This window comes from Cyanobium sp. BA20m-14, assembly GCF_024346295.1.
In genome coordinates this window covers 1-11,976 of record NZ_JAGQCR010000082.1, presented here as the reverse complement: position 1 = coordinate 11,976, position 11,976 = coordinate 1, and the positions used below count along the sequence as shown (strand labels likewise).

Here is an 11,976-nt window from a genome sequence, read left to right as displayed (position 1 = left end):
ATCAGGTGCGCCAGAACGGGCCGAGCCGCGACGGTGGCCGTGATGGTGGCCGGGATCTGGGGGTTGGACGTGAGGGGGGGCGGGACCGCGGCCGTGGCGAGCGGCCTTCGGGTCCGCCGGAAGATCACATGGAGCGCTTTCGCGTCGAGGTGGGCTGGCGAGACCGGATCAAGCCAGGCAACATCGTGGGTGCCATCGCCAATGAAGCGGGTCTGAATGGTCGTTCGATCGGCCGAATTCAGATCTTCGACACCCACAGCACCGTCGACCTGCCCAAGGGAATGCCCGAAGACGTGTTCCAAGGCCTGCGCCAGCTGCGGGTCATGAACAAACCGCTGCAACTCTCGCGACTGCAGGGCTAAGGGCAAGGTCGGGGCTGCTCCCACCATTCCACCCACCATGCGTCTTCCCCTGCTGCGATTGGCCCCCCTTGGCTTGCTCCTGCTGGGGCTGGTCGCCAGTGGGAGCGAGAGTCGGGCTGCCAGCCTGGCTGAGGTGGTGAAGGCCTTTTGTCTCTCTGCCTATCAGGCCGATCTCAAGCAACAGGGAAAAGCCCTTTCGCTGGCCCTGATCGATCGCACCTGTGACTGTGTGGGCGGAAGGGTCGCCCAGGGAAGTGACGTGGAAGACGCCAACGAGGCCTGCGGGCGTCCGCCGGACCTGCGCTCGGTGAGGACGTCCTCACCGCAACCAGGTCCAGGGCCCATCAACTAAGCGCAGAGCCTGGTGACGCTGCCAAGGCCCAGGCTGGAGAGCTCGGCCGTGGGTAGCCGTTCGACGGCGGCGATCAAAGAGCACTGGGTGGAAGCACTTTCACTGCTAACCAAACTCTGCAGCAGGTCAAAGCGATCCTGGATTGCCAATTCGCCATCTTCGCGCCAGGCGAGGCTCCAGGGGACAGGGGCGTGCATTTTGGGGCTCCCACTGAATCAGGATTCGCTGACAATGGAGCACGATCGGGGCCTTGGTCGGCTGGCTAAATGGTCTCTTCAGAAGCGCTTCATAATTCTCCATGAAGCCTGGCTCCGGCGGGCCTAGTTGAGCCGCCGGTCGGTAAAATAGAAAAGATTCGCAGGCGTTCGGCCTCGATCAGGCGCGTCCAGCAACCACTGGCGCACCCCGAGAACCGCAGCATCTCCCGAATCAGTTCCAGGAATTTGCTCCGTTAATGACCATTTACGTTGGCAACCTCTCGTTTCAAGCTGAGCGCGAGGATCTGCTTGATCTCTTCGGCCAATACGGAGAGGTGCGCCAGTGCAGCCTGCCCCTCGACCGGGAAACCGGCCGCAAGCGCGGTTTTGCCTTTGTTGAGCTGGCCGATGACGCAGCCGAACAAAAGGCCATCGACGATCTCCAGGATGTCGAGTGGATGGGCCGCATGATCCGCGTCAATAAAGCCACTCCCAGGGAAGGCGGCGGCGGCGGCGGTAACCGTGGAGGCGGAGGCGGTGGTGGTGGCGGCGGCTATGGCGGCGGCGGTAACCGCTGGTAAGCCCCCTGCCCCCTCGCCCAGCCCTGGGCCGGCTGATCAAAGCCCTGCGGCCCTATCGCTTCCGGCTGGTTCTGGCGACGGGCTGCTCGGTTTTGAACAAGCTCTTCGATCTGGCGCCTCCGGTGCTGATCGGCCTGGCGGTGGATGTGGTGGTCCAAAAGGACACCTCCTGGCTGGCCCGCTTTGGCACCACCACCGTGCCCAGCCAGCTGGGGCTGCTGGCGGTGCTCTCCTTTGTGATCTGGAGCGCCGAGTCGAGCTTCGAATACCTGCAAGGGCTGCTCTGGCGCAACCTGGCCCAGAGGCTGCAGCACCAGCTGCGACTTGAGGCCTACGACCACCTCCAGCAGCTGGAGATGGGCTTTTTTGAGCTGGGCAGCAGTGGCCGGCTGATGGCGGTGTTGAACGACGACATCAACCAACTGGAGCGCTTCCTCGACCATGGCGCCAACGAGATCCTGCAGCTGATCACCACCGTGGTTGTGGTGGGCGCCGCGATGGTGCTGCTCTCGCCTGACGTTGCCGGGGTGGCGTTCATTCCGATTCCATTGATCTTCTGGGGTTCCCTGCATTTCCAGCGGCGGCTGGCCCCCCTCTATGCGGCAGTGCGGGCGCAGGCCGCCGACCTGGCCAGCCAGTTGGGCAACAATCTCGGCGGCATGTTGACGATCAAGAGCTATTCGGCCGAGCGCTGGGAGCTGGCTCGGCTGGAGCGGCTGAGTGAGGCCTATCGCCAGGCCAACCGCCGCGCCATTCGTCTTTCGGCCGCCTTTGTGCCCCTGATCCGCTACGCCATTTTGTTTGCCTTCATCGCCATTTTGGTGATTGGTGGTCTACAGGCCTGGCGCGGTGAGATCGCTACGGGCAGCTACGCCTTCCTGGTGTTCATCACCCAGCGGCTGCTCTGGCCGATCACCACCTTGGGGCGCACCCTCGACGACTACCAGCGGGCCATGGCCTCCACCAACCGGGTGCTGGACCTGCTCGATACTCCGATTGCGATCCCCAGCGGCGAGCGGCCCCTGCCCCTGGCCGCGGTGCAAGGGGCGCTGAGCTTTGCGGGGGTGGACTTTGCCTATCAAGACCGGGAAGGCCTGCTCTCCAACTTCTGCCTGGAGGTTCCGGCGGGAAGCACGCTCGGCATCGTCGGGGCCACGGGGTCGGGCAAGAGCACGCTGGTGAAGCTGGTGCTGAGGCTCTACGAGATCCAGGCAGGCAGGATCTGTCTCGATGGGATCCCAATTCAAGAGCTGCGCCTCGACCACCTGCGCCGCGCCATTGCGCTTGTGAGCCAGGAGGTGTTTCTGTTCCCTGGGACCGTGGCCGAGAACATCGCCTATGGCAGTTTTGACGCAGGGCGGCCAGCCATTGAGCGGGCAGCGCTGCTGGCCGAGGCCGCCGCCTTCATTGAGGCCCTGCCCCAGGGCTACGACACCGTGGTGGGGGAGCGGGGCCAGCGCCTCTCCGGCGGCCAGAGGCAGCGCATCGCCCTGGCTCGCGCCATCCTCAGGAATCCCCCGGTGTTGATCCTCGATGAGGCCACCGCCGCGGTTGACAATGAAACCGAAGCAGCGATCCAGCGCTCCCTCGAGACAATCACCGCCGGGCGCACCACCCTGGTGATCGCCCACCGCCTTTCCAGTGTGCGCCATGCCGATCGGATTGTGGTGATGGATCGGGGCCGAATAGTTGAAAGTGGACGCCACGAAGAGCTGGTCGCCCTGGCCGGCCCCTATGCCAATCTCTGGCGCGTGCAGGCAGGCCTGCGCAGCGGTGAGCCCCTGGGTCCGTAGGGCCCTGATCGTGAAATAGCTTTTGGGGGATGAGACCCACCCAGAACCATCGACCCCGCAGAAGGGGTAGGCGCGCTTCCCTGTTGCTGGCGATCGGAATTGGGCTGGGCGGTGGCCTGCTGCTGGCCGCGCCGCTCTCCCAGCTGCTCTCGGATGCGGGCTCGGGCCGGAACCCCGCCATCACCAATCCGTTTGCGGCCTGGAGCGGCATCACCAACCAGGACATCCTGCTGCTCGGCACGGATGTGGGGGGCGGGAACACCGATGTGATCGCCAGCCTGCGCGTCGATGGCGGCATTACCCGGATCACCCAGGTGCCCAGGGATACGTATATCGAAGCGGAGGGGTATGGCCCCCACAAGATCAATGCCCTCTACAGCCTCGGGGGAACAGATCTGCTCAAGGGAGAACTCTCCCGCAAATTGGGACGACCGATCACCCACCACGTGGTGGTGAATTTGTCGGCGATCAGGTCTATGGCCGATGCCCTGGGCGGCATCGAGGTGGACGTGCCCAAACGGATGTTCTACAGCGATCACAGCCAGGGGCTCTACATCGATCTGCAACCAGGGCCCCAGACCCTCAAGGGTCGTGACCTAGAGGGCTTCCTGCGTTTTAGACATGATGAGATGGGTGACATAGGTCGGCTGGAGCGTCAGCAGCTGGCCCTGCAGGCCCTGTTTCGCAAACTCACCCGACCCGAGCATCTGGTGCGGTTGCCGGTGCTGCTGGCCGCCGCGGGAAAAAACCTGAAAACCGATCTGGGCCCGATGGAGCTTGGCGGCCTGATCACCGCCATGGGCACGACCCAGCTGGAGACCAAGCGGCTGGGTGGTCGCCCCTTTTATCGCAATGACATCAGCTACTGGGACGCGGAGTGGCCCCAGCCCGCTCCAGAGGGCTCAGCAGAGAACGTTGGCGATAGCGGTGGCGAAAATGGTCGCTATCGATTCCTGTTTTGATCGCCATCTTGGCCAGGTTCGCCGTTGCTGCGCTGGGACAGGGTGATCAGGGCCAGAACCAGGGCCACCCCGGCAAGTAAGGGGGTGGAGGCGGCCACGGTCACCCCAAGGGCAGCCGTAAACCAGATCGAAGCAGCACTGGTGAGTCCGCGCACCTCAGGCAGGCCCCTCTTGTCAGCAGCAGGGGGCACGAGGATCTCGCCCGCCCCCAGGAAGCCAATGCCGGTGGCGACCCCCTGAATCACCCGGCTGCGGGCCTGGGGGTCGTCACCGGCCGCCAGCACCATCAGACAGGCACTGAGGCCCACCAGCACATGCACCCGCAGGCGATTGGGATGGCTGGTATTGCCATGGTGGGCGCGGTTGATGCCCACAGCCAAACCGCACAGCACCGCCAGGCCCAGGCGCAGCAATACCTCCAAATCGGGAGTGAGCGCCGGCAGCCAGCTCATGGCAGCCCTCTCATGACAGCCCTGTGAAGCGTGGCTGAACCCCATAAGCTCTAGGCAGCTGAGCGTTGCCGCGGCCTGTGCAGAACCTGCTGCTGCGCAACAGCCTGAAGTTATTCGTGGCCGCGCTCCTCACAGCCGCCATTGCCGTCTGGACCGAACGCATTCAATTTGCCTGGTACCCGCTGTTAGCAGTGGTGATGGTTGTCGATGATAATGACGACCACACATTGAAGTCCGCCAGCGGCCGAATCCTGGGCACCTTGGCGGGGGGCCTGATCACCTTCCTGGTGCACACAATCCTCGGCGGTTGGATCGGCGTCCTGGTGTCGATGCTGGTGATGATTCCTGTGCTGCAGCTGCTGGGCTGGCAGAACGCCTTAGGCACGGCCTCACTGGTCGCTGTGATGTTTCTGATGCTTCCCGGCCATACGGCGCTGGGCTGGGACTACGTGTTCAACCGCGCCCTCGACACGGTGGTGGGTTGCATTGTGGCGATCCTGGTGGGCCTGCTGTTCTGGCCGCAAAACAGCAGCAGCGAACTCAAAGCAGCCGATGGGCGCCTGCGTTACGCCCTAAAGACCCAGCTGCAGGCCTACAGCGACTGGCTGGCCCAACGGCGATCCAGGCCCGAGCCGCTGGATCCGGCACCACTCACCAACGCGTTGCAATGCATGGAGCAACTGGTGGCCCAGGAGCGCAGCGGCCCCCGCCATCAGGCCCTCAAACGCAGCGGCTGGGAGCAACGGCTGCGGCTGTGGCAGCTGGCCCACTTTCACTGGATCGCCTGGGAGAGGCTGGTGGCCGGCCTGCCCGAACACCAGAGCATGCAGGCCGATCTGCTGCGGCACGCGGTGGCTGAGCTGCAGCGGCAGCTCAGCGGAGAGCCCGGGCCGACCCCAAGGCGTGAGCCACAACTTTGGCAGCAGCTGGCCCAAAAGCTGCAACTGCCCCTGCTGCCCCTGTTGGCCTTAGCGGAGGAGGGCCGCCCTCTGCATGCCTGCCTCGGGGGCTTGAACCGGATGGCTCCGCTGTGATCAATCGCAACGGCCTGCGCACCGCCTTCACCGCAGGGCTCGGCAACGCTTTCGCCAGCTTGTCGGGGGTAGGAGACAGCCAATACGTTTCCCTGGCGGTGTTGGCGGTGTCCACCGGCACCTACGGCGGCGCGCTTGCCCTGGGCAGCCAGCGCTTGCTGGGCACCGCGCTCGGGTCGGTGCTGCTGCTGATCGGCTACGAGGGTTTGCGGGGCCTGCCGATGCCGCTGGCGCTCGCGCTCACCCTCGGCGCCCTGCGCCTGCTGGGCGGCCTGCTGAAGCTGCAGGTGGGCTACAAGGTGGGCGGCATCGTCATCGTGATGGGCTGGCTCGTCCACGAGGGCGGCCTCGCCAGCTGGATTCCGATCCGCTTCTTCTGGACCAGCTTCGGCGTGCTGATCACGCTGCTGGGCCTGCGGCTGTTTTGGCCAGCCCGCGGACTCGACACCAGCATGACCCAGGTCGCCGGCCTGCTCGGCCAGCTGCAGAGCTGCTTCTGCGACCTGGCGGCGCGGGTAGATCCCGCCGCGGCCGACCAGGGGGAGGGGGCTGATCCGATCGGAATCGGCCGCTACCGGGCCCTGCGCAACCAGCTCGTTGCCATCCGGCGGCAAAGGCCAGCACTGCTGCAGGAGCTGGGCACCCTGCCGGAGCGCCATCCGGCGACGCTGCTGATGGACAACTTTGAGGCCACTGCCTCCCGCCTGATCACCCTTGTGGGGGGCCTGGTGCGCGAGCCACCCACCCTCCAGGATCCCCAGATGGTGGTGCAACTGCACCGAGCCGAAGCGGAGTTGCTGCAGGCCATGGCTGGCCAACTGGGCCAATGGGAACGGCAAATCCGCGCTCGCCGGGGCCTGCCCAAGCCGCCAGAGACAGGGCTTGAGGCACCACGCAGCTGGCAGGAGCTGGGCCAGGAGCTCAACGATCCCAACGCCAACTCGGCCTCCCTGGAGCGACTCGCGCGGATCGCCAGCCGGCTGATGCTCTGCCGTCAGGCCGAGCAGGCCATCCGCAATGGCGAAGCAAACTGGGCGGCAATTCTGGGTAGGAGCTAAACCGAGCAGATGGCCGTGATCAGTAGCCTGGTGCCTCTGCTGCTGGGATTCACCGGCCAGCGAGCTGCCGCCCCTCAAGCCGAACATCCCCAGGTCAGCAGAGCCGCTGCACCAATCAAACTGCGTCAACCAAGGCGCTGATCTGCATCACCGTGGCAATGCGCAAGCGCGTTCTGGCCCTTTTGTGGCTGGGGCTGATCCCGGCCCAGCTGGCCCCGGCTGCGCTGGCTCAGTCCCCAGCGCAGCCCCAGAGCACCAAGCTGCTGGAGCGCAGCTGGCAAAAGCTGGATGCGCAACTGCGGGCGCTCGATCAGCTGCTCCCCAGTGAGCCCGAGCCCCCGGTGGGGAACGTGCTCAGCACACCGGAGCTACCCGCCAACCTGATCCGGGCCAACCAACCCGCTACCGGCCCGATCCAACCGGCCGACGCCGTGACCGGTCCGCCCCTGGATCTGCCGACCCCCCAACAGCTCCAGGCGGGCAGCATCGCCAGCATCAGCCTGGAGCAAGCGGTGGCCATCGCCTTCGCCAACAGCGCCAGCCTCCAGGCCCAGCGCGAGCAGGTGGCCGCTGCCCTGGCCAGCGTCCAGGCAGTGATGGGCACCTACTGGCCAACGATCAGCGCCTTTGCCGCTGGCGGCTACGAGGGCAGCCGCAGCACCATCACGTCGAACAAGCCGAACGACAACCTGGGCTTTGGCCCCCAGTTCTCCCCTAATGGCCTAGCCAGCCCGTCGGGCCCGACGGCCGGGGCGTTTTACGTGCCCGACGGCGGCAGTCTTGCAGCCACCTCGGGCACAGGGGCCATCGAAGGGGGCCTGCAGCTCAACTACGCCCTGCTCGACTTTGCCCGCACGCCCACGGTGCGCGCGGCACGCGCCGTGCTTGAACGGCAGCGCAACAGCTACGCCAACCAACTTCGCTCCCTGCAGCTGCAGGTGAGTGAGGCCTACTACAAACTGCAGCAAGACGAGCAGCTAGTGCGCGTCTACGACGCCAACCTGCGCAACGACCTGGTGATCCTGCAGGACACCCTCGACCTCAAGCAGGCGGGTCTGGTGCCGCGGCTCGACGTGCTGCGGCGTCGGGCCATCCAGGCCGCCGATGAAGAGACCCTGATCCAGGTGCTGGCCGACCGGGCAGTGGCCCGCCGCCAACTGGCGGTGCTGCTCAACCTGCCCGCCAGGGTGACCCCCAGCCCCAGCGACCAGATCGTGGTGCAGCCCCGCTGGCCCCTCGATCTGGAGGCCAGCCTGCTGGCGGCCTACCGGGGCAATCCCGAGCTGGAGGCGATCCTGGCCACCCGCACGGCCCTGGCCCAGCAGAGCCAGGCCACCGCTGCCGGCCTGCTGCCGAAACTGTCTTTGTTTGCAAATGGCGGCGGCAGCAGCTCCCAAACCAGCCTGAGCAACTTTGATCTTGGCGGCGGCGGCTGCTGCGGCTCCACCGCCCTGCCCCTGAGCACCACCAACGGCTGGGACTGGTCGGTGGGTTTGACCTTCACCTGGCTGCTGTTTGATGCCGGCACCACGGCCGGCCAGGCCCGGGCGCTGACCAAGCAGGCAGCGGCCACCGCCCAGCAGTACGCCGCCAGTCGCAACGACATCCGCCTGAGAATCGAGCAGGCCTTCTTTAACCACGAGGCCAGCCTCGCCAAGCTCAGCTCGGCCCGTCGAGGCGTTGCCGCTGCCCTGGAAGCCTTCCGCGATGTGCGGCTGCGCTACCTCACCGGCCTCGACAGCGAGCTCAATGTCTCCAACACCCAGGACCGTCTCATCAACAGCCTGGTGCGGCGGCTCAACGCCACGGTGAACGTGAACATCACTTACGCAAAGTTGCTGAAAGAACTGCTGCCGATGCCGCGCGATCCCAATCTGCCGATCCAGCCCCAGCTGCAGCTGCAACTCAGCAGTAGCGGCACGGCTCAACCCTGAACAGGCCGTCCGCCATGGCCTGCTGGGATCCTGCTTTGATCGGAGCGCGGAATTTTCCGAACGCCGTTGTTTTGCGCCGCCACTAGAGGAGAAGTAGCGAAGGCTGGGACATTGGGAATGGCGGGGAATTCTGTTATGGCGTTCAGAAAACTGTTGTCTTCCATTTGGGCAAGATGCGCTTTCGCTATTTTCTCTCTTGGGTGGCTTCCTTCCCAAGAGTATGATCTAGTGAGATATGGGTGCTCAGCTGCGTAGGGTTGTATTAGGACATGATGGCGAGCGTTAGCTGCATAGCTGGGATGGAAGCTGAAACGGGGAGAGGGTGATGCTGACTATGCTCTGAATTGTTGCTACGGTGGAAGTTGCTATGGATCGACCATGAATTTTACCTTGGAGTGCGAGCAAGAAGTTGATGGGCGCTGGATTGCTGAGGTTCCCGAGCTGCCTGGCGTTCTTTCGTATGGCGACTCTGCAATGGATGCAATGTCTAAGGCGGAAATATTGGCTCTTCGTGTCATCGCCGATAGACTGGAAAATGGCGAGTCTGAGCCTTTAAATATCAGCTTCTCGCTACCAGTCACTGCATGAGTAGGTGGCCCTCTGTCAAAGCCAAAAGGGTGTTGGCTGCTCTCCTTTCTATCGGGTGGCGGGTGAGGCGACAGACAGGATCTCATAAGACTCTTGCTCATGATGGATATCCCGGCATCATTTTTGCTTTCCATGATGGCGAGGAGATAGGCCCGAAGATGTTGTCCCGAATTGCGAAGATCACTGGTCTTCAGCCTAGCGACCTGTGAAATTTGTGGTAAATCGGCTAACAATCCCCTCGAGTGGATAGGGCGCCATTTACTGACTGCCCAGTCTCCTCATGCGCCCTGCCTGCAACTCAGGGGCAGCGTTAGCCGCATGTATTGAAGCGCCAGCGCAGCCTGGGTTGATCTTTGCTCGTCCTGTTGTGGCGGGATATTGAAGCTCTGTTTTTAAGCTTGGTGCTGTTCGGTTAGGCCAGGGTCTTTCACAGGGCTCATCCTCATGAGCTCCGTCAGGAATTCAAAAAGTTACTTGAAATCTTTCTGGAGGTCTGCAAGGGAAAAGACATTGAATCGCGTAAGCAGTTTTCAGGTAAGTTCAATCTCAGTCTCAGGGCAAAAGCCTCAATTCCTTAGGCCTGGCGCACAGGGGCCCGCCCGCTGCGCAAACGATTTGCGGCCAGGTGATGGCAGGGTCGCTCAGGCGTTGGGCCGAGACGACCACCAGCGCTCGACGCGATAGAGGAGCACCACCAGCAGCACCACCAGCCAGAACCACAGCTCCGGTGGGTTGGCGTTGAACAGTATCAATAGCAGCACCACCTCGCTCACCAGCCAGGGAAATTCTTGGCGTAGCAGGGGGTTGCGGATCTGGAAACGGGGCTTGGCGTCCACGGGGCTGGTCACGAGACAGTATTGGGCTGACGCAGGGAAGGCAGGTTCCAGCGCAGGTCGATCCAGGGAGTGCGGAAGCCGCCGGTGAGGGAGCGCAGGCCAGGAATCACGTAGCTGATCGGCGAGCGCCACTCCACGTAGGCGTGGGTCGACACCGTGAGGCCGTCGCGGATTGGGAACACACCGCTGCCCCCCGAGAGGGTCCAGCGGTAGCCATCCACGCTGGAGGGATCGCGCTCCAGCTCGATTTCGCTGCGCATCACCGGGCCGCTCTTGGTGAGTTCCTGGGCCAGCTGCGCGTTGCCGGTGGTGGTGGAGATGTCGTCTGCGGTGGCGGGCAGGGTCAGCACCTGGGTCACCTTGCCCACGATGCCGCCGAAGCGGCCGCGCTGGTTCCACTGCGGCACCACCTCCACCGGCAGCCCCAGGGGCAGGCGGCGGGCATCGGCGGGCGCGAAGTAAGCCACCACCCGCAGCGGGCGGTCCTTGGCGCTGGGTTGCTCAGGCCGGCCGATCGTGCCCAGTCGCTGGCCGGTGCCCACGGTCTGGCCGGCGATCACCTGCAGATCCAAAACCGTGCCGTCCCGGTCGGCATGCACCTTGCCGTCGTAGCCGATCTTGGCCTCGGTCACCTGGATCTCACGCTTGAGATCGTCGATCTGATAGCGGCGCTGCAGGGCCTGGGTTTCGATGCCGAGCTTCACCTGCTGGTAGTTGGTAACCACGTTCTTCTCGTTGATCTTCACGTCATCGAGATTGACGCTGGTGCTGGTGAGCCCCTGCTCAGCCGACACCACCTCAGAAGAGAGCGGCGCCACCACCTCCCGCTGGGCCAGCCAATCGAGGTTGCGCAATTTGCTGGAGTAGGTCGACTGCAGTTCGCCGTAGCGACGGCGATCGTCGGAATACTTGGCCAGGGATGTATCCAGGGCCCGCTTCTCGGTGAGCAGACGCAGGGCATCGCGCTCGTCTAGCTGGGCGTTGTGCCGCTGTAGCTGGCGCAGGTTGCCGAGCTGCTGGTCGAGCTGGCGCTCCAGCACCGGCAAATACAGCTGCATCAGCACCTGGCCGCGCGCCACCGACTCACCCTCCTTGACGAACACCTCCCGCACCTGGCCGCCGGCACGGGCGTTGAGGATGCCGGCGTTGTTGGGGTAAATCAGCACGCCCATGCCTCCCACCTCGGTGGGCACGGGCCAGAACAGGGCCCAGAGCACCAACACACCACCCACCCCCGCCAGGCTCACGCCCACCTGGTTGTGATCGCTCAGCCCCTGCCAGCGGGCCTGCAAGCGCTGAAACGGGCCGCGATGGCTGGGCGCCGCGGCGGTGGGGCTGGCCTGGGTCATGGCACCCATTTTGCAGGATTAAAAGGCACCTGGCTGAAGCTCGCACTACGAGTTTGCGGAAAAACCAGCTAAGGGCCGCGCCGTAAGCCGACCCAGCTAGGGCCAGTCTTTTGGCATCTTTTGGTATTAGTAGCTAGCTTCAAGGTGATTCATAGCGTCCCGAACCTCAGCAATGTCAACAATCGCGGATGTCATTCTTGGTGTGTTAAAGGATGCCTCGGTTAAGAGAATCTACGGAATTCCCGGCGATTCCCTCAACGGCTTCACCGATGCTCTCCGCCGCGATGGCTCGATCGCCTGGCAGCACGTTCGCCACGAGGAGGCAGCGGCTCTTGCGGCCGCTGCCGAAGCAGCGCTGACGGGGGAATTAGCTGTTTGTGTGGGTAGTTGCGGGCCAGGAAGCATCCACCTGATCAATGGTCTTTACGATGCGACCCGCAGCCGTGTTCCTGTTTTAGCAATTGCGGCGCAGATTCCC

The 11,976-nt window shown here is 64.0% G+C and carries 15 protein-coding genes; 11 read left to right on the top strand and 4 right to left on the bottom strand.

The genetic code is table 11. The features are described 5' to 3' along the window. Both KBZ07_RS09255 and KBZ07_RS09250 read left to right on the top strand, forming a co-directional pair. Window positions 1-362: DbpA RNA binding domain-containing protein (locus KBZ07_RS09255; RefSeq protein ID WP_254931341.1), on the top strand; the 362-nt coding region annotated here is incomplete at its 5' end. Between the two features lie 37 nt (window positions 363-399). Beyond that, window positions 400-714 (top strand): hypothetical protein, encoded by a 315-nt coding sequence (locus tag KBZ07_RS09250; RefSeq protein WP_254931340.1) that lies wholly within the window; start codon window positions 400-402, stop codon window positions 712-714. Here the strand turns inward: KBZ07_RS09250 and KBZ07_RS09245 are convergent. After that, on the bottom strand, window positions 711-911 hold the full coding sequence (locus tag KBZ07_RS09245) for a hypothetical protein (RefSeq protein ID WP_254931339.1): 201 nt from the start codon (window positions 909-911) through the stop codon (window positions 711-713). The genes KBZ07_RS09250 and KBZ07_RS09245 overlap by 4 nt on opposite strands. A 257-nt stretch (window positions 912-1,168) precedes the next feature. On the opposite strand from KBZ07_RS09245, the gene KBZ07_RS09240 reads away from it, so the two are divergent. From KBZ07_RS09240 to KBZ07_RS09230, 3 genes are all read left to right on the top strand, one after another. Continuing rightward, on the top strand, window positions 1,169-1,492 hold the full coding sequence (locus KBZ07_RS09240; RefSeq protein WP_254931338.1) for an RNA-binding protein: 324 nt from the start codon (window positions 1,169-1,171) through the stop codon (window positions 1,490-1,492). Next, entirely contained in the window at window positions 1,486-3,285 is a 1,800-nt protein-coding gene (locus KBZ07_RS09235; protein WP_396123988.1) for an ABC transporter ATP-binding protein, read from the top strand. The genes KBZ07_RS09240 and KBZ07_RS09235 overlap by 7 nt, the downstream gene beginning before the upstream one ends. An 80-nt stretch (window positions 3,286-3,365) precedes the next feature. Continuing rightward, the gene (locus KBZ07_RS09230; RefSeq protein ID WP_254931342.1) at window positions 3,366-4,247 is read left to right on the top strand and encodes an LCP family protein; all 882 of its coding nucleotides are present in this window, start codon (window positions 3,366-3,368) and stop codon (window positions 4,245-4,247) included. On the opposite strand, the gene KBZ07_RS09225 is transcribed toward KBZ07_RS09230, so the two are convergent. Beyond that, complete coding sequence (locus KBZ07_RS09225; RefSeq protein ID WP_254931337.1) at window positions 4,229-4,699, bottom strand: MgtC/SapB family protein; 471 nt, start codon at window positions 4,697-4,699, stop codon at window positions 4,229-4,231. The two genes, KBZ07_RS09230 and KBZ07_RS09225, sit on opposite strands and share 19 nt — an antisense overlap. 65 nt (window positions 4,700-4,764) lie before the next feature. On the opposite strand from KBZ07_RS09225, the gene KBZ07_RS09220 reads away from it, so the two are divergent. The 5 genes from KBZ07_RS09220 to KBZ07_RS09200 all read left to right on the top strand — a co-directional run bounded on the left by KBZ07_RS09220 (window position 4,765) and on the right by KBZ07_RS09200 (window position 9,522). Further along, window positions 4,765-5,733: an aromatic acid exporter family protein gene (locus KBZ07_RS09220; protein ID WP_254931336.1), complete on the top strand. Its 969-nt coding sequence runs from the start codon at window positions 4,765-4,767 to the stop codon at window positions 5,731-5,733. Beyond that, a complete protein-coding gene (locus KBZ07_RS09215; protein ID WP_254931335.1) occupies window positions 5,730-6,791 on the top strand; it encodes an FUSC family protein in 1,062 nt (353 codons plus the stop codon). The genes KBZ07_RS09220 and KBZ07_RS09215 overlap by 4 nt, the downstream gene beginning before the upstream one ends. A gap of 158 nt (window positions 6,792-6,949) precedes the next feature. Then, window positions 6,950-8,725 (top strand): TolC family protein, encoded by a 1,776-nt coding sequence (locus KBZ07_RS09210; RefSeq protein ID WP_254931334.1) that lies wholly within the window; start codon window positions 6,950-6,952, stop codon window positions 8,723-8,725. 378 nt (window positions 8,726-9,103) lie between these two features. Continuing rightward, window positions 9,104-9,313, top strand: a complete 210-nt coding sequence (locus KBZ07_RS09205; protein WP_254931333.1) for a type II toxin-antitoxin system HicB family antitoxin — start codon at window positions 9,104-9,106, stop codon at window positions 9,311-9,313. Continuing rightward, entirely contained in the window at window positions 9,310-9,522 is a 213-nt protein-coding gene (locus KBZ07_RS09200; protein WP_254931332.1) for a type II toxin-antitoxin system HicA family toxin, read from the top strand. The genes KBZ07_RS09205 and KBZ07_RS09200 overlap by 4 nt, the downstream gene beginning before the upstream one ends. 432 nt (window positions 9,523-9,954) lie before the next feature. Here KBZ07_RS09200 and KBZ07_RS09195 read toward each other — a convergent pair whose 3' ends face one another. Further along, window positions 9,955-10,161 carry a hypothetical protein gene (locus KBZ07_RS09195; protein WP_254931344.1) on the bottom strand — a complete coding sequence of 69 codons (207 nt, stop codon included), beginning with the start codon at window positions 10,159-10,161 and terminating at the stop codon, window positions 9,955-9,957. Continuing rightward, on the bottom strand, window positions 10,158-11,498 hold the full coding sequence (locus KBZ07_RS09190; protein WP_254931331.1) for an NHLP bacteriocin system secretion protein: 1,341 nt from the start codon (window positions 11,496-11,498) through the stop codon (window positions 10,158-10,160). Before KBZ07_RS09190 ends, KBZ07_RS09195 begins: the two co-directional genes overlap by 4 nt. 172 nt (window positions 11,499-11,670) lie before the next feature. Between KBZ07_RS09190 and KBZ07_RS09185 the strand changes: the two genes are divergently transcribed. Further along, window positions 11,671-11,976, top strand: a 306-nt coding sequence (locus KBZ07_RS09185) for a thiamine pyrophosphate-binding protein (protein ID WP_254931330.1), incomplete at its 3' end; no start/stop codon positions are given.